We start from the raw sequence: 21,069 nt of genomic DNA, 5'->3' as shown, positions 1-21,069 counted from the left end.
CGCTCCGGGCCGTGAGCGGCCCTCAGGCACCCACCGAGTGCCGCGCGGCGTCACGCAGCAGCCCGGCCAGGGCGCCGGCGAAGACGGCCGGGTCCAGCGGATGGGTGACCGCCGCGTCCGCGCGGCTCCAGGTGGCCAGCCAGGCGTCCTGCGGGCGGCCCATGAGCAGCAGCACCGGCGGGCAGCGGAACACCTCGTCCTTGAGCTGCCTGCAGACGCCCATGCCGCCCGCGGGCGCCGTCTCGCCGTCCAGCACGCACACGTCGATCCGGCGCTCCTCCAGGGCCTTCAGGACCGCGGGGAGGGTCGCGCACTCCAGATAGCGCACCGGTGGCACATCGGCGGCGGGACGCTGCCCGGCGGCCAGCCGTACCTGCTCGCGGGTGCCCGCGTCGTCGCTGTAGACCAGCACCGTGGCGGTCGGCTGCATCGTTCCTCCAGGCTTGTGGACGAAGGGCACGGCTGTGGCTCTGATGCGGAACGCACCGTTGCGCGGATGCTACTCCGCGGGCGCCGCGCCCGAGGAGGGGCGGGAAAACCGGGATGCGTCGCGAGCCGGCCCGACGGCCCGTCACCAGCGCGTCCCACCGGGGCCGCACGGGCCCGCGGAGGCGATGCTTCCCCCCTTTGGGGGATCGCCGGCCTGGGCCGTACGAGCAGCGCATACGCTCTTGACACACCGAACGGCACCCCCCGGAGTGAGCGCGAGATAAGCGACCGACATAATGTCGGTCGTGGCGACAGCAACAGCAGTAGATACCGGGCACGCGCACCCGTCGGTCAACCGGCCGAACCTCACCAGCGTCGGAACCATCATCTGGCTGAGTTCCGAGCTGATGTTCTTCGCGGCCCTCTTCGCGATGTACTTCACCCTCCGATCGGTGACCGGCACGGACCACTGGAAGGAGATGGCTTCCTCGCTGAACGTTCCGTTCTCAGCGACGAACACCACGATCCTGGTGCTCTCCTCCCTCACCTGCCAGCTCGGCGTCTTCGCCGCCGAGCGCGGCGACGTGAAGAAGCTGCGCACCTGGTTCGCGATCACGTTCGTGATGGGTGCCATCTTCATCGGCGGTCAGATCTTCGAGTACACGGACCTGGTCAAGAAGGACGGGCTCTCCCTGTCCTCCGACCCGTACGGCTCGGCGTTCTATCTGACGACGGGCTTCCACGGACTGCATGTGACAGGCGGCCTGATCGCCTTCCTGCTGGTCCTTGGCAGGACGTACGCGGCCAAGAGGTTCACTCACCACCAGGCGACGGCGGCCATTGTCGTGTCCTACTACTGGCACTTCGTCGACGTGGTCTGGATCGGCCTCTTCGCCACGATCTACTTGATCAAGTAATCGAAGATTTCGGTTTCGGTCCGACCGGACCAAACAGTCCAGCATCGACGCAGAAGATCCTGACACCGGGGTAATCCGTGAAAAAGCTCTCCGCACGACGACGCCATCCGCTGGCGGCGGTCGTCGTCCTACTCTTCGCGCTGGCGGTAACTGGGGGGCTGTACGCCGCGTTCGCGCCGGCGGACACGGCCAAGGCCGATGACACCGCCGCCCAGTCCCTTGCCATCGAGGAGGGCAAGAAGCTCTATTCCGTGGGCTGCGCAAGCTGCCACGGCACCGGCGGTCAGGGCACCTCCGACGGCCCGAGCCTCGTCGGCGTGGGCGCCGCGGCCGTCGACTTCCAGGTCGCCACCGGCCGCATGCCGCTCCAGCAGCAGGGTGCCCAGGCACCGCGCAAGAAGGCGATCTACTCGCAGGCCGACATCGACCAGCTCGCGGCCTACATCGCCTCGCTCGGTGCCGGTCCGTCGGTTCCCACCAAGGACCAGTACAGCCCCGACGGCGCGGACATCGCCAAGGGTGGCGAGCTCTTCCGGACGAACTGCGCCCAGTGCCACAACTTCACCGGCAAGGGCGGCGCGCTCTCGAACGGCAAGTTCGCCCCGTCGCTTGAGGACGTCGACCCCAAGCACATCTACGAGGCCATGCAGACCGGCCCGCAGAACATGCCTTCCTTCCCCGACACCACGATGTCGGAGAAGAACAAGAAGGACGTCATCGCGTACCTCGACACGGTCAACAGCAGCAAGTCGGAGAGCCCGGGCGGCCTCGAACTCGGTGGCCTCGGCCCCGTCAGTGAGGGCCTGTTCGCGTGGATCTTCGGCCTGGGCGCGCTGATCGCCGTCGCCATCTGGGTTGCCGCCCGGACCGCAAAGGCCAAGAAGTCATGAGTAGCCAAGACATTCCAGAAGAGCACCTGCCGAGCGCGCAGGGCCACACGACCACCGGTGCCGTGACCGAGCCCGCCGGCGACCCGTTCGCCGACCCGGGCCTGCCGCCGCACGAGCACCGCGTCCAGGACATCGACGAGCGGGCCGCCAAGCGCTCCGAGCGTGCGGTCGCCTTCCTGTTCCTGCTGTCGATGGTGGCCACGGTCGGGTTCATCGCCTCGTACGTGTCCATCCCGGTCCACAAGAACATCTACGTCTTCCCGATCGGCCACATCAGCGCGCTGAACTTCTCGCTGGGCCTCACCCTGGGCGTGGCGCTGTTCTGCATCGGCGCGGGCGCGGTCCACTGGGCCCGCACCTTGATGTCCGACGTGGAGGTCGCCGACGACCGGCACGCCATCGCCGCCGAGCCCGAGGTCAAGGCCAAGGTCCTGGCGGACTTCGCGGCCGGTGCCGAGGAGTCGGCGTTCGGCCGCCGCAAGCTGATCCGCAACACCATGTTCGGCGCGCTGGCCCTGGTGCCGCTCTCCGGTGTGGTGCTGCTCCGCGACCTCGGTCCGCTGCCGGGCACCAAGCTCCGCAAGACCGCCTGGTCCGAGGGCAAGATGCTGATCAACCAGAACACGAATCAGCCGCTGCGCCCCGAGGACATCCAGGTCGGGTCCCTCACCTTCGCCATGCCCGAGGGCCTGAAGGAGGAGGACCACGATTTCCAGAAGGAGATCGCCAAGGCTGCCCTGATGATCGTCCGGCTCCGTCCGGAGAACATCAAGGACAAGAAGGAACTGGACTGGTCGGCGGACGGTATCGTCGCCTTCTCCAAGATCTGCACGCACGTCGGCTGCCCGATCAGCCTCTACGAGCAGCAGACGCACCACGTGCTCTGCCCGTGCCACCAGTCCACCTTCGACCTGTCCGACGGCGGACGGGTGATCTTCGGTCCGGCCGGGCACGCTCTGCCGCAGCTGCGGATCAAGGTCAATGACAAGGGCTACCTCGAGGCGATGGGCGACTTCGCCGAGCCCGTCGGTCCTGCCTTCTGGGAGCGCGGATGAGTACTTCAACGACCGATGCCTACGGCGCCGACGCGCAGGGCAGGCGCAAGGCGCCCGCTGGCGAGCGGGTGGCCGACTGGGCCGACGGCCGGCTGGGCATCTACACCCTGGCCAAGGCCAACCTGCGCAAGATCTTCCCGGACCACTGGTCCTTCATGCTGGGCGAGGTCTGCCTCTACAGCTTCCTGATCATCATCCTCACGGGTGTGTATCTGACGCTGTTCTTCCACCCGAGCATGGAAGAGACCGTCTACCACGGTCCCTACGTCCCCATGCAGGGCATGCGGATGTCGGAGGCGTTCGCCTCCACGCTGAACATCAGCTTCGACGTCCGTGGCGGTCTGCTGGTCCGGCAGATCCACCACTGGGCCGCGCTGATCTTCCTCGCGGGCATGTTCGTCCACATGATGCGCGTCTTCTTCACGGGCGCGTTCCGCAAGCCGCGTGAGATCAACTGGCTGTTCGGCTTCCTGCTGTTCGTGCTGGGCATGTTCACCGGCTTCACCGGTTACTCCCTGCCGGACGACCTGCTGTCCGGCACCGGTGTGCGGTTCATGGAGGGTGCGATCCTCTCCATCCCGATCGTCGGTACGTACATCTCGATGTTCCTCTTCGGCGGCGAGTTCCCCGGCTCGGACTTCGTGCCGCGGTTCTTCTCCATCCACGTCCTGCTGCTGCCGGGCATCATGCTCGGCCTGGTCGTGGCGCACATAATCCTTGTGGCGTACCACAAGCACACGCAGTTCCCCGGCCCCGGCCGGACGAACAAGAACGTCGTCGGCCTGCCGCTGATGCCGGTCTACATGGCCAAGGCCGGAGGCTTCTTCTTCCTGGTCTTCGGTGTGATCGCGGCCGTCTCCGCGATCGCCACGATCAACCCGATCTGGGCCATCGGCCCGTACCGGCCGGACCAGGTGTCCACCGGTGCCCAGCCGGACTGGTACATGGGCTTCTCCGAGGGCCTGATCCGTGTCATGCCGGGCTGGGAGATCAACCTGTGGGGTCACACGCTCGTCCTGGGCGTGCTCATCCCGCTGATCATCTTCCCGACGGTGCTGGCCGCCATCGCCGTCTACCCGTTCATCGAGTCCTGGGTGACCGGCGACAAGCGTGAGCACCACCTGCTGGACCGCCCGCGCAACGCCCCGACGCGCACCGCGTTCGGCGCCGCGTGGATCAGCTGGTACTTCGTGCTGCTGGTCGGTGGCGGAAACGACCTGTGGGCCACCCACTTCCACCTCTCGATCAACGCCATCACCTGGTTCGTCCGCGTCGGCTTCTTCGTCGTCCCGGTCCTGGTCTTCGTGGCCACCCGCCGGATGTGCCTGGGCCTCCAGCGCCGCGACAAGGACAAGGTGCTGCACGGCCGCGAGTCGGGCATCATCAAGCGCCTGCCGCACGGTGAGTTCGTCGAGGTCCACGAGCCGCTCTCGCAGGAGCAGCTGCACACCCTCACGGCGCACGAGCAGCCCAAGCCGCTCGAGCTCACCCCCGAGGTCGACGAGAACGGTGTCGAGCGCAAGGCCGGCGCCACGCAGAAGCTCCGGGTGAAGCTCTCCAAGGGCTTCTACGGCGAGGGGACGCAGATCCCCAAGGCGACTGCGGAGGAGTTCCAGGAGATCACCAGCGGCCACGGCCACCACTGATCCGCCTCGCACCGGCCCCGGCCGGTCAGTGATCGCTGATCGCCACAGCAAGAGCCCCGTCCAGCGCGTGGACGGGGCTCTTCGCCGTTCCCGGGCCTGGATAGGCTGGTCGGGCAGAGCCCCGGACGGCCGCGGCTCGCAGGCCGACCACCAGGAGTGTGGACCATGAACGTTGTGACCCCGGCAGGCGGCGACAGCGCGGTGGCACCCTCCTGGCCGGGTCTGCTGAACACCCTGCTGAGCGGGTCGGACCTCGGCGCGGACGACACCGCCTGGGCCATGGACCGGATCATGCGCGGGATGGCCACCGACGCCCAGATCGCCGGGTTCGCGGTCGCGCTGCGGGCCAAGGGCGAGACCGTCGCCGAGATCTCCGGTCTGGTGCGCGCGATGTACTCGCACGCCAACCTCATCGACGTGCCCGGCCCGAGCGTGGACATCGTGGGCACCGGCGGCGACGGCGCCAAGACCGTCAACATCTCGACCATGGCCTCGATCGTCGTCGCCGGCACGGGCGTCAAGGTCGTCAAGCACGGCAACCGCGCGGCGTCCTCCTCCAGCGGCGCCTCGGACGTCCTGGAGAAGCTGGGCGTCAATCTGGACCTGACGCCGCGGCGGGTGGTGGAGGTCGCGGAGGAGGCGGGCATCACCTTCTGCTTCGCGGTGAAGTTCCACCCCTCGCTGCGCTATGTGGCGGGCGCGCGGCGCGAGCTGGGCATCCGCACCACCTTCAACGTGCTGGGCCCGCTCACCAACCCCGCGCAGGTGCGCGCCCAGGCGACCGGTGTCGCCGACGCCCGCATGGCCCCGATCCTCGCCGGCGTGCTCGCCGAGCGCGGTTCCTCGGCGCTGGTCTTCCGCGGGGACGACGGGCTGGACGAGCTGACCACGACCGCGACCTCACGGGTCTGGGTCGTCCGCGACGGCCAGGTCCGGGAACAGCCCTTCGACCCGCGGGACGTGGGCATCCCGCTGGTCCCCGTCGAGGCGCTCAAGGGCGCCGACGCGTCGTACAACGCCGATGTCGCCCGCCGTCTGCTGGCCGGTGAGACCGGCCCCGCGCGGGACGCGGTGCTGCTGAACGCGGCCGCGGCGCTGGTGGCGCTGGACCCGACGGACGCGCCGCTCACCGAGCAGATCGCGGCGGGCATCGCCCGCGCCGCCGAGTCGGTCGACTCCGGGGCGGCGAAGCGGGCCCTGGACCGCTGGGTGGCCGCGAGCAACGCGTAGCGCGACTCCGGACCGGGGCGCGGTGATCCCGTGCCCCGGACCGGAGTTCGGCGCCCCCGGGCCGGCCGGTGTCCGTGATGCGGACGCCCTTTCCGCCCGACGATCAGTTGTGCCATAATCTCCGCCAGGTCACGAGTGACAGCGACACGGCCCCGGCCCGCTGTCCGGCAACCCTCCTTCCGTGGCGGGGTGCCCCGGGTGATGACCAGGTCGCAGGCAATGAGGTCTGCGGCAAGCGCGGATCCCTCGCCAGGGATCCTGGTTGTCGAGGGAGATCCTCCATGATTCAGCGAATGCGATAGGGCCGAAGGCCCGTTTCCCCCACGCCCCGCCCACGGCACCGCCGTGCGCCGGGCCGTCCTTTCCGCACACCGCAGAGGTCTCTCGCGGGTGCGTGTACACCGCCTTTCCGCCTTGTACCCGGGAGAATTCGCCATGTCCGCATGCCCTGTCGCCGCCGAGCCCACCGTCGGCACCGCCCTCCTGCCCGTCCTCGGCCACGACGTCCGCGTCCCGCTCGTCACCGGGGGCGAGGTGACCTACGCGGCCCTGGACTACGCGGCGAGCGCCCCCGCGCTCCAGCGGGTGTGGGACGACGTCGCGGCGTACGCCCCGTACTACGGCAGCGTGCACCGCGGGGCGGGCTACCTCTCGCAGCTGTCGACCGACCTCTTCGAGAACAGCCGGGCGGAGATCGCCGCGTTCCTCGGCTGCCGCGCCGGTGACCAGGTCGTCTTCACCCGCTCGACCACCGACTCGCTCAACCTCCTCGCGACCGCGCTCCCGCCGGGCACGCGGGTGTTCGTCTTCGAGTCCGAGCACCACGCCGCGCTGCTGCCGTGGGGGCGGCGCGCGGATGTCACCGTCACCTACCTCGACGCGCCCCGCTGCCCGCGCCAGGCGGTCGAGATCCTGGAGCGCGCCCTCGCGGACCGCGAGCCGTCCCCGAGCTCTCGGCTCCGCTCGAGCGGGGGAGGCTCCCATGGCCCCGCCCTGGTCTGCGTGACGGGCGCGTCGAACGTGACCGGCGAGCTGTGGCCCGTACGGGAGTTGACGGCCGCCGCCCACGCGCACGGTGCCCGGATCGTCGTGGACGCGGCGCAGCTGGTGCCGCACCACCCGGTGGACCTCACGGAGCTGGACGCCGACTGGATCGCCTTCTCCGGGCACAAGCTCTACGCGCCGTTCGGCGCCGGGGTGCTGGCCGGGCGGCCGGACTGGCTGCGGGACGCGGAGCCGTACCTCGCTGGCGGCGGCGCCAGCCGCGCGGTGACACGGGGCGCCGGGGGCGGCGTGGACGTCGAGTGGCACGACACCGTCGCCCGGCACGAGGCCGGCTCGCCCAACGTCATCGGCGCCTACGCCATCGCGTCGGCCTGCAAGGCGCTCCGTGAGGCGGGCTTCGACCGGCTCGTCGAGCGGGAGCGGCAGCTCGTCGCGGCCGTCCGCGAGGGCCTCGCCAAGGTGCCGGGCGTCCGCGTGCTGTCGCTCTTCGGCGACGGAGAAGGGGAGGTCCAGCGCGTGGGCGTGCTCTCCTTCGTCGTCGACGGCTGGAACAGCTCGCACTTCGCGGCGGCCCTGTCCGCGGAGTACGGCATCGGGGTGCGCGACGGGCTGTTCTGCGCCCACCCGCTGGTGCGCACGCTGCTCGGCGGCGCGTCGGACGCGCCCGGCGAGTGCGGCGCGCCGGAGGGGCAGTCGCTCAACGCGGTGCGGGTGAGCTTCGGGGCGGGGACGCCGGACGAGCACGTGGAGCGGTTCGTGCGGGCGGTGGGGGAGTTGGTGCGCGACGGCGCGCGGTGGTCCTACCGGACGGAGAACGGCCGCTGCGTGCCGGCGTGACGGCCGCGCGCACGGGGCGGGTGCGCGGTTCCCCGCCCCGCTCGCGGGGCGCGATCCCGGGCCCGGCCGCTCGACAGCCGGGCCGTGGGGGTCATGCCTCCAGCCCGATCGCGAACGCGGCCTCCAGGTCGTGCTGGGAGTACGTGCGGAAGGCGATGTGGGTCTCCGTGGAGGCGACACCCGGGACCTTGCTGATGCGGCCCGGGATGACGTCCGCCAGGTCGTCGTGGCGGGCCACGCGCACCATGGCGATCAGGTCCTGCGCACCGGTCACCGAATAGACCTCGCTGACGCCCTCCAGCGCGGCGATCTGCTCCGCGATCTCGGGGATCCGGTCGACGTCGGTCTTGATGAGCACGATCGAGGTGATCACGGCTGGGCTCCTATCGGGGGCCGGGGGGTGGGTCCCCGGGGGCTCGCGGCCCGTCGCCGGACGCGGCCGCTCTCTTCACTCTAGCCGCACACCTGTACCGGGCCCACGCGTACAGGAAGCCCAGCGAGAAGCCCAGCACATGGGCGAGGTAGGCCACCCCGGGCCGGTCGCCCGCGGTGCGGGCGGCCAGCCACTGGAGGACGAACCAGAAGAGCAGCACCGCCCACGCGGGGAAGCGCAGCGGCAGGAAGAAGAGGAACGGGAAGAGACTGGTGACCCGGGCCCTGGGGAAGAGACAGAGGAACGCCCCGAGCACCCCGGAGATCGCTCCGGACGCCCCCACCAGTGTCTGGACGGAGTCGGCGTGCACGGCCGCGTAGCCGAGCAGGGCCAGCGCCCCGGCGGCGAGGTAGAAGAAGGCGAAGGAGGCCCGGCCCATCCGCTCCTCGGCCATGGCGCCGAAGACATGGAGGAAGAGCATGTTCCCCAGCAGATGCAGCCAGTTGCCGTGCACGAAGAGAGCGGTGAGCGGGGTGAGCAGCCGTCCCGGCGAGCCGTGCCAGAGCTCCTCGGGCACCACGCCCCAGCGTTCGAAGTAGGCGGTCTGCGCGACCAGCAGACCGGCTGTGTCCCCATGGGAGCCCGGCGGAGCGGTCAGGCCCGAGGCGGGGCCGAGCAGGAAGACGGCGCAGCAGATACCGATGAGGGCGTACGTGACCAGAGGTCTGGTCCGGCGGTGGGGCGGTGGGCTCCGGCGCGCTGCCTTTCCGAGCATGGCCAGATCATGGCGTACGGGCAGCAATGCGCACAGAGTGCCTCGCCGGGCCGGGGCCGCAGGGGCCGGACCCGGCTGTGCTCCGCGCCGCATGACCATCAGGCCGTAGGGTTACGGGAAACACCCTGGCGGTGACGGCGCCACGCAGGCCCACGGCGTCGTCGGACACGACGCAGTTGACGAGGACGGACGACGAATCATGGGCGTTCCCCAGCCGACGGACCGGACGCGCTGGCGCTGCACGCTGTGCGGCAATCTGACCCGATTCGATGTCACGCGGACCACCAAGGCTGTGGAATACGTCCACCTCGACCTGGCCGGAGCGCCTCGGGTGGAGGAGCGAGACGTGGTCAGTGAGACGATCGAGTCCGTACGTTGCCGGTGGTGCAACGCGGTCGACGAGATCGAGCTGGTGGACAGGCCGGGCGCGAGCGCCTGAAGAACGGGAGCGGTGAGCGGTGGTTGAGCACACAGGCGGCGCGGACGCGGCCGGTGAACCGGATGACACCGGTGGGGCCGACGGCGTCGCCGAGGTGCTCGACCGCCCGCTGCCCGAGGGTGTGCGGCGGCGGGTCGTCCATCTGGTCGCCGAGGCGTTCGGCGGTCTGACGGTCACCGAACTGCCGCCCACGCTGCGGCAGTACGCCCGCTTCACCCCCAGCCGCCGGGCCAAGTTCGCGGGCAACGCCATGGCCGCCGCCGTGGAGAACGACGCCGCCTTCCGGCAGCGGATCTCCGCCCGGCTGCGGGAGACGGGCTCCGAGCTGGCCGAGGCGCTCGACTCCGGGGCGCCGCCCGCGGCGGCGGACCCCGAGGACGTCGCGGCCATGGCCTTCGTGCTGCGGCCCACGGGCTGGGTCAAGCTGGTCACCGCGGCCGGCGAGGAGGCCCAGCGGGCGAGCGCCGAGCGGGCGGGCGAGGAGGCCCAGCGCGAGCTGCGGCGGCTGCGCGAGGAGCTGGCCGAGGCCCGCGCCGACGCGCGTACGGAGTGCGACCGGATCCGCGCCGAGCTGGATGCCGCCCGCAAGGAGAACGACGCGATGCAGCGCAAGCTGCGCAGCGCGCTGAGCGATGTGCGGCGCGGCGAGGCGGCGTTGCGCAAGGCGGAGGGCGAGCTGGAGGCCGTACGGGCCGCCGGGGCCGCCGAGAAGGCGGCCGCCCTGGGCGAGGCGCGGCGGCTCAAGGCGCGTCTCGCGGAGGCCGAGGCGGGGCTGGAGGCGAGCCGCCGGGCGGTGCGCGAGGGCCGCAGCGTGGAGGACATGCGGCTGCGGCTGCTGCTCGACACCGTCCTGGACGCGGCGCAGGGGCTGCGCCGCGAGCTGGCGCTGCCGCCCGCGTCCACGCGCCCCGCGGACACCGTGGACGCCGTGGAGCCGGGCCGGATGACGCCCAAGGACATCGCCACGCGCGCCCTCTCGGAGACGGACCCGGCGCTCCTGGACCAGCTCCTCGCCCTGCCGCAGGCGCATCTGGTCGTCGACGGTTACAACGTCACCAAGACCGGATATCCGACGATGCCGCTCGACAAGCAGCGGCTGCGGCTGCTGGGCGGCCTGTCGATGCTGGCCGCGCAGACGGGCGCGGAGATGACCTGTGTCTTCGACGGAGCGGAGCTGGCCGCGCCCGTGCTGCTGGCGCCGCCGCGCGGGGTGCGGGTGCTCTTCAGCAAGCCCGGTGTGACGGCCGACGAGCTGATCCGCCAGCTCGTGCGCGCCGAGCCGCCGGGCCGGCCGGTCGTCGTGGTCTCCACCGACCGCGAGGTCGCCGACGGGGTGGCGAAGGCGGGCGCGCGCCCGGTGGCCTCCGCGCTGCTGCTCAAGCGGCTCGCCCGCACCTGACCGCTTGCGCGCGGCTTCTCCCGATGCGGGTGGAATACGAGCCTCCGTATGGTGCCTGAGTGTTCATCAGACGTCACCCGCTGTGTCGCGAGGGTAAAGGATGCGCTTGTGGGGCGTGATTTTCCGCCTGGGGATTTGAACGGATCATGGGGAGGTCACTAAGGTCGGGCCTCGAACCTTCGCGCGGTGATCATCCATTCGGGGTGACGGTGAAGGTCCCGCCGGAACCGCGGACTTCGCGCGGCAGGCGGCTGAGGAAGAAGGAGCTCGTCTCCGTGGCGTCCCACCGTCGACCCAAGCAGCCGGGCCGCACTCGCGTGACCGTGCTGACCGCGACCGCCGCCGCGGCCGTCGCCCTCTCCTCCCAGGCGGCGCACGCCGACTCGCCGTCGAAGTCGGACGCCAAGGCGAAGGTCGACAAGCTCTACGAAGAGGCGGAGCAGGCCACCGAGAAGTACAACGGGGCCAAGGAGAAGCAGGAGAAGCTCGACAAGCAGGTCAGCGAGCTCCAGGACAAGGTCGCCCGCGGGCAGGAGGAGCTCAACAAGCTCCGCGACAGCCTCGGTTCCCTGGCCACCGCGCAGTACCGCAGCGGCGCCATCGACCCCTCCCTCCAGCTGCTCCTCTCCTCCGACCCGGACACCTTCCTGGAGAAGGCCTCCACGCTCAACCAGCTGAGCGCCAAGCAGGCCGACACCCTGAAGCAGATATCCGAGAAGCAGCGCACCCTCAAGCAGCAGCGTGAGGAGGCGAGCGGCAAGCTCAAGGACCTCGCCGACACCCGCAAGGCACTGGGTGACAAGAAGGAAGAGGTCCAGAGCAAGCTCGCCGACGCCAAGGAGCTCCTCAACTCCCTCAGCGCCAAGGAGCGCGCCGAGATCACCGGCAGTGACGGCAAGGACGCCGGCAGCGGCGGCGCCAAGAGCGGCGGCGGTGACCGGGCCAGCCGCGGCGGCAGCCGCCCGGACATCAAGATCCCCGCAGGCTCGGGCCGTGGCGGCGCCGCGCTCGCCGCCGCGCAGTCCGTCATCGGCTCCCCGTACGTCTGGGGCGCGACCGGCCCCGACTCCTTCGACTGCTCGGGCCTGACCTCCTGGGCGTACGCGCAGGCGGGCGTCAACCTGGACCGCACCTCGCAGGACCAGGCCAACGACGGCACCCGCATCTACGACCAGAGCCAGCTCCAGCCCGGCGACCTGGTGCTCTTCTACGGCGACCTGCACCACATCGGCCTCTACGCGGGCAACGGCATGACGCTGCACGCCCCCAAGCCGGGCGCCAGCGTGCGCTACGAGTCGATGGGCAACATGCCCTTCCAGTTCGGTGTGCGCATCGGCTGACGCGCTTGGGCCGAACGGCTGACGTGCCGCCCGTTCGGGCGAATCGCGGCGAGCCCCGCTGACTCCGCGCCCCGCCGGTGACCTGCGTCTCCGGCGGGGCGTCAACGTTCCCGCTCCACCGGGTCTTTGAACCGGGGGTGACCGCGCCGCTACTGTCTGGCGCGCGGTACCCGGCACAGTGCTCCGCCCCTCTCCGGGCGGCAGGAGGGCACCGCGCACCCAGTGGAAGAACGGAAGGAGTGCGGCAGCCCGTGGCGTCACACCGTCGTCCCGCGCAGCCCGGTCTCACCCGGGTCACCGTCCTGTCCGCCGCCGTGGCCACCGCGGCCGCCGGCCTGGCGGCACCCGCCGGGGCCGCGCCCGGCGACCCCTCGGGCACGGCCAAGGGGTCCGGCACGGTGAAGGCACAGGTCGACCGGCTCTACGAGCAGGCCGAGGCGGCCACAGAGAAGTTCAACGCGGCCGGCGAGCGCACCGGCACCCTGCGGCAGAAGGTCGCCCAGGCCACCGACCGCGTTGTCCGCGGCCAGGAGAGCGTCAACCGGATGCGCCGCGCGCTGGGCATGATCGCCACCGCGCAGTACCGCAACGGCGCCGTCGACCCGGCGATCCAGCTGCTGCTGTCCTCGGACCCCGACGCCTATCTGGAACGGGCCGCCGTCCTCGACCGGGTCACGGGTCGTCAGGCCGAGCAGCTCAAGGCGCTCCTGGAGGCGCAGCGCACCCTGCGCCAGGAGCGCGCGGAGGCCGTCCGGGTCCTGGCGCAGCTGGAGGAGAGCAGGCAGGCCGTCGAGCAGCACAAGCGCGAGGTCGAGGGCAAGCTCGCCACGGCCCGCCGGCTGCTGAACGCGCTGCCCGAGCAGGACCGCGAGGCGTACGCCCGGGCCTCGCGCTCCGGCGGGGACCGCTCGGAGGGCTCGCTCGCCGGACTGCCGAACCTCGCCGGCCTCTCCTCGCGGGGGGCGGCCGCCGCGATGGCCGCCCGCTCGGCCGTCGGCTCCCCCTACGCCTGGGGCGCGACCGGGCCGGGCGCCTTCGACTGCTCCGGCCTGATGCAGTGGGCCTACGGGCGCGCCGGGGTGGGCCTGCCGCGCACCTCGCAGGCGCAGCGCAACGCGGGCCGCCACGTCTCCCTGGCCGAGGCCCAGCCCGGGGACCTGGTGATCTACCGCAACGACGCCAGCCACGTGGGCATGTACGTCGGCAACGGGCAGGTCGTGCACGCCCCCTACCCGGGCGCCCGGGTCCGCTACGACCCGGCCAACATGATGCCGATTTCGTCCATCACCCGGCCATGAGCGCCACCTGAGCGCACGGCGCGGGGCGCGGGGCTCGTACGATGCGGGGCGTGACGGGCCGGTGGAGAGGGAGCGGAGTCCTTGGCGGACGGGTCCGCGGCCTGCCCTCCGGCCGCGCGGTGGCCCGGGCCCCGCGCGGGGCCCTCGTCCGCTCGCTGGTGGCGGGGCTGCTCGCCCTCCAGGCCCTGTGCGGCTGCGGCTCCGTGGGGCTCACCGGCGGTCAGGACGACGAGCGCAAGGCCGTGAGCGCCCTGCTGGACCGGTGGGCCAAGGCGCTGCGGGACCGCGACGAGCGGGCCTTCCTCGCGGCCCTGGACCCCGACGCGACGGGCTTCCGCACCGAGCAGCGCGCGCGGTTCGCCAACCTCGCCGCCGTGCCCCTCGCCTCCTGGGACCACCACCTGGTGCGCACCGGCGGCTTCGCCCCCTCCGGCGGCGACGGCCACCGCGTCGCCGCCGAGGCCGAACTGCGCTACCGGCTGGCGGGTTACGACACCGTCCCGGTCACCACCACCGAGCGGTTCACGGTCGTACGCAAGGACGACGACCGGTGGTACGTGACGGCCGAGGACACCCGGCACGGCCCCCGGCAGCTCTGGCAGCAGGGCCCGGTCACGGCCGTGCGGGGCGCGCACAGCCTGGTCCTCGGCGTCGGCCAGGACCAGGGGCGGCTGAAGGCGCTCGCCGACCTCGCCGACGCCGCGGTGCCCGCGGTGAGCTCCGCCTGGCGCGGCGGGACGGGCGCGCCGGGCACGGCCCCGCCCAAGCTGGAGGGGACGACCGCCACCCCGGCCCGGCACAAGGGCGACTGGCCGGGCCGGGTCGTCGTCGAGATGCCCGCCTCGGTCGACCGGATGGCCGAGCTCCTGGACTCGCCGGTGGCGAACTACCGGGGCATCGCCGCCGTCACCACCGGCGAGGTCGGCGGCTCCGGCAACGCCCCCGCCGACCGGATCATCGTCAACCCCGAGGCGTACGGGACGCTCGGCGACTTCGGCCGCCGCGTCGTCCTCACCCACGAGACCGCCCATGTCGCGACCCGCTCGCTGACCTCGGCCGCGACCCCGCTGTGGCTCTCCGAGGGCTTCGCGGACTGGACCGCCTACCGCGGCACCGGCCGCACCGCCCGCCAGGCCGCCCCCGAACTCGCGCGCGCCGTCGGGGAGGGCAGGCCGCCCGAGGCCCTGCCCACGGACGCCGACTTCGGTTTCGCGGGGGAGCCGGGGCGGCTGGCCCGCGCGTACGAGGAGGGGTGGCTGGCCTGCCGCATGATCGCCGAGCAGTGGGGCGAGGAGAAGCTCGTCGCGTTCTACCGCGCGGTGGGCGGCCACCAGCGGCGGGCGGGGGCGATGCCGGCCGCGCTGCACCGGGTGCTGGGCGTCTCGGAGGCCGACTTCACCCGGCGGTGGCGCGCCTATGTGACCCAGCAGCTGGGCTGAGCGGCACTCAGCCGGCGGTCAGCGCCGCCTCCTTCTCCGTGGGCGGGTCCTTCGGCGGGTCCGTCGCACCGGAGCGGTCCGCCTCGGTCACCGTGTCCCGCCACAGCCGGGCGCAGGAGATGACCGTCGCCACCACCAGCAGGGTGTTGCGCAGGGCCAGCGTCGCGACGCCCAGCTTGTCACTGGCCACCACATGGGAGAACCAGATGGGGAATTCGAGCTGGGTCAGCGGAACCGCCAGCAGCACCAGCGCGATGGGCAGGCCCTGGCGCGTCGCCCGCATCGTCATGCAGACGGCGGCGAGACCGATCAGCCAGATCACATACTGCGGGCTGATCACCCGGCTCGTCGTGGTGAACAGCAGGACGGCCGCGAACGCCGCGTCGCAGGGCGTGCACGGCGTGAACCTCCGCGCGCGCAGCCGCCACACCAGCAGCCAGCCGAAGGCCAGCACGGTCAGGGCGAGCGCGAGCCTGCTGACGGTGTGGACGTAGCGGCCGAGGAACTCCACCGAGCCGTAGTTCAGCCGGGCGTGACCGTGCCACCCCACGTGCCGGCCCAGGTGGAAGACCAGCGACCCCAGCGACTCCACCTCCGTGCCGCGGGCCCGCTGGAAGTTCAGGAACGCCAGCGCGCCCGGCATCGTCACCGCGAAGAACAGCCCGACGGCCACCGCGCCCAGCGCCGCGGCACTCCAGGCCGCACGGGTGCGAGGGCCCCGGGGCGTCCCGACGAGCAGCAGCACGGGCCAGACCTTCAGCAGCGCGCCGAAGCCCATGAGCGCCCCCGCCAGCCGGGTCCTGCGCCCCGCCGCCAGCAGGGCGGCGACCGCGACGGCCGTCACCATCACGTCATAGCGGGCATAGACGATCGGGCCGAGCAGCGGCACTCCCGCCACCCACACCCAGACCCCCTTCACACTGCGCCGGCCGCCCCGCACCGCGTACAGCAGCAGGGCGAGTACCGCGGCGTCCGCGGCGAAGCACATCAGGAAGAACGCCGGGGCGTAGTCGAGGAAGGGCAGCAGCCCCGGGGCGAGCACCGCGAGCGCGGCGGCCGGGGGGTACTGCCAGGTCACGTCGTCGTACGGGAACATGCCGGTGCGCAGCACCCCGTACCAGCCCTGGTAGATCACCTCGATGTCGACGGAGACGTCCGAACCCGGCATCACCCACACCCGGAACACACACAGCAGCAGCACGGCCCGGGTGACGGCCCACACCGCGATCGAGAGCCGCAATCCAGCGCCCGCCATCATTCACCTCGTTCTTCACGGCCCTCACATGTGGTGAGCACCCGCTACTGGAAGGCATGATGCCCCTCCGGGCCGCCGGTGGCCGGTGACGTGCCCGGTGCACCCGCGGTTGCCGCCCGATCGCCGCCCCCTGGCACCCGGTACTGTCGGGCGCGATGCACAAGACCCTGATCGTCACCAACGACTTCCCGCCCCGGCCCGGCGGTATCCAGGCATTCCTGCACAACATGGCGCTGCGCCTGGACCCGTCGGAGATCGTCGTCTACGCCTCCACCTGGAAGCGCGGCCAGGAGGGCGCGGAGGCCACCGCCCGCTTCGACGCCGAACAGCCCTTCCGGGTCGTCCGCGACCGCACGACCATGCTGCTGCCCACGCCCCGGGTCACCCGGCGCGCGACCGGGCTGCTGCGGGAACACGGCTGCTCCTCCGTGTGGTTCGGCGCCGCCGCCCCGCTGGGGCTGATGGGGCCCGCGCTGCGCCGGGCGGGCGCCCGGCGGCTGGTCGCCACCACCCACGGGCACGAGGCGGGCTGGGCACAGCTGCCGGCCGCCCGGCAGCTGCTGCGGCGGATCGGGGAGGGCACCGACACCCTCACCTATCTGGGGGAGTACACCCGCTCCAGGATCGCCGGCGCGCTGACCCCCGAGGCGGCCGCGCGCATGGTCCAACTGCCGCCCGGCGTCGACGAGAAGACCTTCCACCCGGACTCCGGCGGCGCCGCCGTACGGGCCCGCCTCGGGCTCACCGACCGCCCGGTCGTCGTCTGCGTCTCCCGGCTCGTCCCGCGCAAGGGCCAGGACACGCTCATCCGGGCCATGCCGCGGATCCTGGCGGCCGTGCCGGACGCGGTGCTGCTGATCGTCGGCGGCGGCCCGTACGCGAAGGACCTGCGCGAACTGGCCGACGCCACGGGCGTCGCCCACGCCGTCCACTTCACCGGCCCCGTCCCGTGGGAGGAGCTGCCCGCGCACTACGGCGCGGGCGACGTCTTCGCGATGCCGTGCCGCACGCGGCGGGGCGGGCTGGACGTCGAGGGCCTCGGCATCGTCTACCTGGAGGCGTCGGCGACGGGCCTTCCGGTGGTCGCGGGCGACTCCGGGGGAGCGCCGGACGCGGTCCTGGACGGGGAGACGGGGTATGTGGTGCGGGGTGGTTCGGCGGAGCAGTCGGCTGACCGGATCGTGATGCTTCTGCGGGATTCCGCTTTGCGTGAGCGGCTTGGGGCGCGGGGGCGGGCTTGGGTGGAGTCGAAGTGGCGCTGGGATCTGCTGGCGGGGAGGCTGCGGGATCTTTTGTAGGGGGCGGGGCTGGGGAAAAGCCCGCCGCAGGCGCGAACGGGCCGCGTACCCCACCCGCCACTACCCCCGGTAAATCGCCTCGATCTCGTCCGCGAAGTCCTTCGCCACAACATTCCGCTTGAGCTTGAGCGACGGCGTCACATGACCCGACTCCTCCGTGAACTGCGCCGGCAGGATGCGGAACTTGCGTACGGACTCCGCCTTGGAGACCGCCGCGTTGCCGTCGTCGACAGCCTTCTGCACGGCGGCGAGGAGGTCCGGGTCGTCCGCCAGCTGGGCCGGGGTCGAGCCGGCCGGCTTGCCGTTGTCGGCGAGCCAGCGCGGGAGGAAGTCCTCGTCGAGGGTGATCAGGGCGCCGACGAAGGGGCGGGCGTCGCCGACGACCATGCACTCGGCGATCAGGGCGTGCGCGCGGATGCGGTCCTCGATCACGGCGGGGGCGACGTTCTTGCCGCCCGCGGTGACGATGATCTCCTTCTTCCGCCCGGTGATCGTGAGGTAGCCGTCCTCGTCGAGCGTGCCCAGGTCGCCGGTGTGGAACCAGCCGTCGGAGAGGGCTTCCTTCGTGGCGGCCTCGTTGTTCCAGTAGCCCTGGAAGAGGTGCTCGCCGTGCAGCAGCACCTCGCCGTCGTCGGCGATCCGGACGACCGAGCCGGGCAGCGGCTGCCCGACCGTGCCGATCTTCTGCCGGTCCCAGGGGTTGAAGGCGGTGGCCGCGCAGGACTCCGTGAGGCCGTAGCCCTCCAGGACGGTGAAGCCGATGCCGCGGTAGAAGTGGCCGAGGCGCTCGCCCAGCGGCGCGCCCCCGGAGATCGCGTGGGTCGCCCGGCCGCCGAGCACCGCGCGCAGCTTGCCGTAGACGAGCCGGTCGAAGATCGCGTGCTTGATCCGGAGCCCGAACGACGGCCCGCCGGGGCCGTCCATGGCGCGGCTGTACGCGATGGCCGTGTCCGCGGCCCGGTCGAAGATCTTGCCCTTGCCGTCGGCCTGGGCCTTGGCGCGCGCCGAGTTGTAGACCTTCTCGAAGACGCGCGGGACGCCGAGGATCAGCGTGGGCCGGAAGGCCGCGAGCTCGTCGGTGAGGTTGCGGATGTCGGGCACACAGCCCAGCTTGATGGGCGCGAGCACCGCCGCGATCTCGACCAGCCGCCCGAAGACATGGGCGGTGGGCAGGAAGAGCAGCACGGAGGAGTCGCCCGTGCGGAAGAGCGGTTTGAGCCGCTCCACGGCGTTGCCGCACTCCACGAAGAAGCTGCGGTGGGTCAGCACACAGCCCTTGGGGCGTCCGGTGGTGCCGGAGGTGTAGACGATGGTCGCGGGGGAGTCGGCGCCCGCGAGCGCGCTGCGCTCGTCCACCTCCTCGTCGCTCAGCCCTTCCCCGGCCGCGCCGAGCCGGCCGACGGCGTCGTCCTCGATGCGCCAGACGTGCCGCAGCTCCGGCAGCCGGTCCTTGACGGACCCGACGGCACTCTCGTGCGCCTCGGTCTCCACGACGCAGGCGACGGCCCCGGAGTCGCCGAGGATCCACTGGATCTGCTCGGCCGAGCTCGTCTCGTAGACCGGCACGGTCACCGCGCCCGCGCTCCAGATGGCGAAGTCCAGCAGCGTCCACTCGTAGCGCGTGCGCGACATCAGCCCCACGCGGTCGCCCGGCCGGACGCCCGAAGCCATCAGGCCCTTGGCCGCGGCCCGCACCTCGGCGAGGAAAGCGGCGGCGGTGACGTCCTCCCAGCGGCCGTCGGTCTTGCGCCCTATGACGGCGACGTCGGGGCGCTGCGCGGCGTTGCGGCGGATCAGATCCGTCAGGTTTCCGTCCGCGGGGACCTCGTAGAGGGCCGGAAGGCTGAACTCGCGCAAGACTGCTGCTCCTCGTCGGGCGCCGGCGCCGCCGCGTCTTTGAGGGGCGCTGCGTCGGCTGCGGTCCATGTCAGGCAAGGGGGGTATTGGACTGCCCGGACGTTACCCACCAGTACGGCTTTCGAATAGGGGTGGCGCTCAGATGTTCTGTGCGTCACACGCCACCGGACCGCCTTCCGAACCCTAGCCCCTCCGCTTGGTGACCGGGAAGTAACCGCAGGTCGGCGACCTTCCGGACGGCCGTCCGCAGCGCCTAGGGTGATCGGCATGCGAGGTGGCTTCAGAGTTCACGTGGTCAGCGATGTGCACGGCAACAGCGAGGGTCTCGCACGGGCGGGCGACGGCGCCGACGCCGTGGTCTGCCTCGGCGACCTCATCCTCTTCCTCGACTACGCGGACCACTCGCGCGGCATCTTCCCCGACCTCTTCGGCGTCGAGAACGCCGACCGGATCGTGGAGCTGCGCACCGCCCGCCGCTTCGAGGAGGCCCGTGAGCTGGGCCGCCGCCTGTGGGAGGGCGTCGACCGCGACGCGGCCATCGAGTCCGCGGTCCGCAAGCAGTACGCCGAACTCTTCGCCGCCTTCCCCACCCCCACCTACGCCACCTACGGCAACGTCGACATCCCCCGGCTCTGGCCCGAGTACGCCGCACCCGGCACCACCGTCCTCGACGGCGAGCGCGTCGAGATCGGCGGCCGCGTCTTCGGCTTCGTCGGCGGTGGCCTGAGAACGCCCATGCGCACGCCCTTCGAGATCAGCGACGAGGAGTACGCCGCCAAGATCGAGGCCCTCGGCCACGTCGACGTCCTCTGCTCGCACATCCCGCCCGCCGTGCCCGAACTCTGCTACGACACCGTCGCCCGCCGCTTCGAGACCGGCAGCGCCGCGCTGCTGGAGGCGATCCGCGCCACCCGCCCCCGCTACGCCCTCTTCGGCCACGTCCACCAGCCCCTCGCGCGCCGGATGCGCATCGGCGCGACCGAGTGCGTCAACGTCGGCCACTTCGCCTCCAGCGGTACACCCTGGGTGCTGGAGTGGTGACGCGCGCCGGGATGTAGCCTTCAGCGGCAGACACACGAGGCGGCGGACCGGTACGGAGGAGCCACGGAGATGGCGGAACACACCAGCTCGAGCATCACGATCGAGGCGACCCCGGCCGAGGTCATGGCGGTGATCGCAGACTTCGACCGCTACGCGGAGTGGACCGGGGAGGTCAAGCAGGCGGAGGTGCTCGCCAAGGACGAGCAGGGCCGCGCCGCGCAGGTGCGCCTCGTCCTCGACGCGGGCGCGATCAAGGACGACCACACGCTGGCCTACACCTGGCCCGCGGAGAACGTCGTGAGCTGGTCCCTGGTCAAGTCCCAGATGCTGCGGCAGCTCGACGGCTCGTACAGCCTGGAGCCCGAGGCCGGCGGCAGCCACACCAAGGTGACGTACCAGCTCACCGTCGACGTCAAGATCCCCATGCTCGGCATGATCAAGCGCAAGGCGGAGAAGGTCATCATCGACCGGGCGCTCGACGGTCTCAAGCAGCGGGTGGAGAGCGGCGCGGCCACCTCCTGAGGTCCCTGTCGGAGTCCGGGGGCC

At 71.8% G+C, this 21,069-nt stretch carries 19 protein-coding genes and 1 riboswitch; of the genes, 14 read left to right on the top strand and 5 right to left on the bottom strand.

Annotated elements, in window-relative coordinates:
* Positions 1-22: 22 nt before the first annotated feature.
* Complete coding sequence (locus ACZ4A5_RS01120; protein WP_398867296.1) at positions 23-430, bottom strand: hypothetical protein; 408 nt, start codon at positions 428-430, stop codon at positions 23-25.
* A gap of 295 nt (positions 431-725) precedes the next feature.
* On the opposite strand from ACZ4A5_RS01120, the gene ctaE reads away from it, so the two are divergent.
* The 6 genes from ctaE (at position 726) to ACZ4A5_RS01090 (ending at position 8,009) form a co-directional block, all read left to right on the top strand.
* Positions 726-1,346: an aa3-type cytochrome oxidase subunit III gene (gene ctaE, locus ACZ4A5_RS01115; protein WP_361523343.1), complete on the top strand. Its 621-nt coding sequence runs from the start codon at positions 726-728 to the stop codon at positions 1,344-1,346.
* Positions 1,347-1,423: 77 nt separating this feature from the next.
* Positions 1,424-2,236 (top strand): cytochrome bc1 complex diheme cytochrome c subunit, encoded by an 813-nt coding sequence (qcrC, locus tag ACZ4A5_RS01110; RefSeq protein WP_467576784.1) that lies wholly within the window; start codon positions 1,424-1,426, stop codon positions 2,234-2,236.
* Positions 2,233-3,291, top strand: a complete 1,059-nt coding sequence (gene qcrA, locus ACZ4A5_RS01105) for a cytochrome bc1 complex Rieske iron-sulfur subunit (protein WP_467576781.1) — start codon at positions 2,233-2,235, stop codon at positions 3,289-3,291. The genes qcrC and qcrA overlap by 4 nt, the downstream gene beginning before the upstream one ends.
* Positions 3,288-4,937, top strand: a complete 1,650-nt coding sequence (gene qcrB, locus ACZ4A5_RS01100; RefSeq protein ID WP_467576778.1) for a cytochrome bc1 complex cytochrome b subunit — start codon at positions 3,288-3,290, stop codon at positions 4,935-4,937. The genes qcrA and qcrB overlap by 4 nt, the downstream gene beginning before the upstream one ends.
* Positions 4,938-5,102: 165 nt before the next feature.
* On the top strand, positions 5,103-6,167 hold the full coding sequence (trpD, locus tag ACZ4A5_RS01095) for an anthranilate phosphoribosyltransferase (RefSeq protein ID WP_467576774.1): 1,065 nt from the start codon (positions 5,103-5,105) through the stop codon (positions 6,165-6,167).
* A gap of 127 nt (positions 6,168-6,294) precedes the next feature.
* Positions 6,295-6,411: riboswitch (SAM riboswitch) on the top strand.
* Positions 6,412-6,602: 191 nt separating this feature from the next.
* Positions 6,603-8,009 carry an aminotransferase class V-fold PLP-dependent enzyme gene (locus ACZ4A5_RS01090; protein ID WP_467576771.1) on the top strand — a complete coding sequence of 469 codons (1,407 nt, stop codon included), beginning with the start codon at positions 6,603-6,605 and terminating at the stop codon, positions 8,007-8,009.
* Positions 8,010-8,100: 91 nt separating this feature from the next.
* Here the strand turns inward: ACZ4A5_RS01090 and ACZ4A5_RS01085 are convergent, their stop codons facing one another.
* Both ACZ4A5_RS01085 and ACZ4A5_RS01080 read right to left on the bottom strand, forming a co-directional pair.
* Complete coding sequence (locus ACZ4A5_RS01085) at positions 8,101-8,382, bottom strand: Lrp/AsnC family transcriptional regulator (protein WP_398867290.1); 282 nt, start codon at positions 8,380-8,382, stop codon at positions 8,101-8,103.
* Between the two features lie 10 nt (positions 8,383-8,392).
* Positions 8,393-9,157: a rhomboid family intramembrane serine protease gene (locus ACZ4A5_RS01080; RefSeq protein WP_467576768.1), complete on the bottom strand. Its 765-nt coding sequence runs from the start codon at positions 9,155-9,157 to the stop codon at positions 8,393-8,395.
* A 199-nt stretch (positions 9,158-9,356) separates the two neighbouring features.
* Here ACZ4A5_RS01080 and ACZ4A5_RS01075 point away from each other — a divergent pair, with 199 nt between their 5' ends.
* The 5 genes from ACZ4A5_RS01075 (at position 9,357) to ACZ4A5_RS01055 (ending at position 15,072) form a co-directional block, all read left to right on the top strand.
* A complete protein-coding gene (locus ACZ4A5_RS01075; protein WP_467576766.1) occupies positions 9,357-9,596 on the top strand; it encodes a hypothetical protein in 240 nt (79 codons plus the stop codon).
* A 19-nt stretch (positions 9,597-9,615) separates the two neighbouring features.
* On the top strand, positions 9,616-10,995 hold the full coding sequence (locus ACZ4A5_RS01070; protein WP_467576763.1) for an NYN domain-containing protein: 1,380 nt from the start codon (positions 9,616-9,618) through the stop codon (positions 10,993-10,995).
* Between the two features lie 275 nt (positions 10,996-11,270).
* On the top strand, positions 11,271-12,335 hold the full coding sequence (locus ACZ4A5_RS01065; protein WP_467576761.1) for a C40 family peptidase: 1,065 nt from the start codon (positions 11,271-11,273) through the stop codon (positions 12,333-12,335).
* Between the two features lie 251 nt (positions 12,336-12,586).
* Entirely contained in the window at positions 12,587-13,633 is a 1,047-nt protein-coding gene (locus ACZ4A5_RS01060; RefSeq protein WP_467576757.1) for a C40 family peptidase, read from the top strand.
* A gap of 50 nt (positions 13,634-13,683) precedes the next feature.
* A complete protein-coding gene (locus tag ACZ4A5_RS01055; RefSeq protein WP_467576754.1) occupies positions 13,684-15,072 on the top strand; it encodes a Cif family virulence factor in 1,389 nt (462 codons plus the stop codon).
* A gap of 7 nt (positions 15,073-15,079) precedes the next feature.
* Here ACZ4A5_RS01055 and ACZ4A5_RS01050 read toward each other — a convergent pair whose 3' ends face one another.
* Positions 15,080-16,330, bottom strand: coding sequence for a glycosyltransferase 87 family protein (locus ACZ4A5_RS01050; protein ID WP_467576752.1), 1,251 nt, complete (start codon positions 16,328-16,330; stop codon positions 15,080-15,082).
* 152 nt (positions 16,331-16,482) lie between these two features.
* Here ACZ4A5_RS01050 and ACZ4A5_RS01045 point away from each other — a divergent pair, with 152 nt between their 5' ends.
* Entirely contained in the window at positions 16,483-17,625 is a 1,143-nt protein-coding gene (locus ACZ4A5_RS01045; RefSeq protein WP_467576750.1) for a glycosyltransferase family 4 protein, read from the top strand.
* Positions 17,626-17,685: 60 nt separating this feature from the next.
* Here ACZ4A5_RS01045 and ACZ4A5_RS01040 read toward each other — a convergent pair whose 3' ends face one another.
* The gene (locus ACZ4A5_RS01040) at positions 17,686-19,482 is read right to left on the bottom strand and encodes an AMP-dependent synthetase/ligase (protein ID WP_467576748.1); all 1,797 of its coding nucleotides are present in this window, start codon (positions 19,480-19,482) and stop codon (positions 17,686-17,688) included.
* A gap of 267 nt (positions 19,483-19,749) precedes the next feature.
* Here ACZ4A5_RS01040 and ACZ4A5_RS01035 point away from each other — a divergent pair, with 267 nt between their 5' ends.
* Entirely contained in the window at positions 19,750-20,523 is a 774-nt protein-coding gene (locus tag ACZ4A5_RS01035) for a metallophosphoesterase family protein (protein WP_467576745.1), read from the top strand.
* 69 nt (positions 20,524-20,592) lie between these two features.
* On the top strand, positions 20,593-21,045 hold the full coding sequence (locus tag ACZ4A5_RS01030; RefSeq protein ID WP_398867280.1) for an SRPBCC family protein: 453 nt from the start codon (positions 20,593-20,595) through the stop codon (positions 21,043-21,045).
* The last annotated feature ends 24 nt before the right edge of the window (positions 21,046-21,069 follow it).

The organism is Streptomyces sp. NPDC025618, from assembly GCF_055558795.1.
The sequence above is the reverse complement of the archived record's forward strand: the minus strand, read 5'-3'. Positions and strand labels throughout refer to the sequence as shown.

Excerpts from the sequence above, each read along its gene's own strand:
- ACZ4A5_RS01120 (WP_398867296.1), bottom strand. The coding sequence starts at position 430 with ATGCAGCCGACCGCCACGGTGCTGGTCTACAGCGACGACGCGGGCACC.
- ctaE (WP_361523343.1), top strand. The coding sequence starts at position 726 with ATGTCGGTCGTGGCGACAGCAACAGCAGTAGATACCGGGCACGCGCAC.
- qcrA (WP_467576781.1), top strand. The coding sequence starts at position 2,233 with ATGAGTAGCCAAGACATTCCAGAAGAGCACCTGCCGAGCGCGCAGGGC.
- qcrB (WP_467576778.1), top strand. The coding sequence starts at position 3,288 with ATGAGTACTTCAACGACCGATGCCTACGGCGCCGACGCGCAGGGCAGG.
- trpD (WP_467576774.1), top strand. The coding sequence starts at position 5,103 with ATGAACGTTGTGACCCCGGCAGGCGGCGACAGCGCGGTGGCACCCTCC.
- ACZ4A5_RS01090 (WP_467576771.1), top strand. The coding sequence starts at position 6,603 with ATGTCCGCATGCCCTGTCGCCGCCGAGCCCACCGTCGGCACCGCCCTC.
- ACZ4A5_RS01080 (WP_467576768.1), bottom strand. The coding sequence starts at position 9,157 with ATGCTCGGAAAGGCAGCGCGCCGGAGCCCACCGCCCCACCGCCGGACC.
- ACZ4A5_RS01075 (WP_467576766.1), top strand. The coding sequence starts at position 9,357 with ATGGGCGTTCCCCAGCCGACGGACCGGACGCGCTGGCGCTGCACGCTG.
- ACZ4A5_RS01050 (WP_467576752.1), bottom strand. The coding sequence starts at position 16,330 with ATGATGGCGGGCGCTGGATTGCGGCTCTCGATCGCGGTGTGGGCCGTC.
- ACZ4A5_RS01045 (WP_467576750.1), top strand. The coding sequence starts at position 16,483 with ATGCACAAGACCCTGATCGTCACCAACGACTTCCCGCCCCGGCCCGGC.
- ACZ4A5_RS01035 (WP_467576745.1), top strand. The coding sequence starts at position 19,750 with ATGCGAGGTGGCTTCAGAGTTCACGTGGTCAGCGATGTGCACGGCAAC.
- ACZ4A5_RS01030 (WP_398867280.1), top strand. The coding sequence starts at position 20,593 with ATGGCGGAACACACCAGCTCGAGCATCACGATCGAGGCGACCCCGGCC.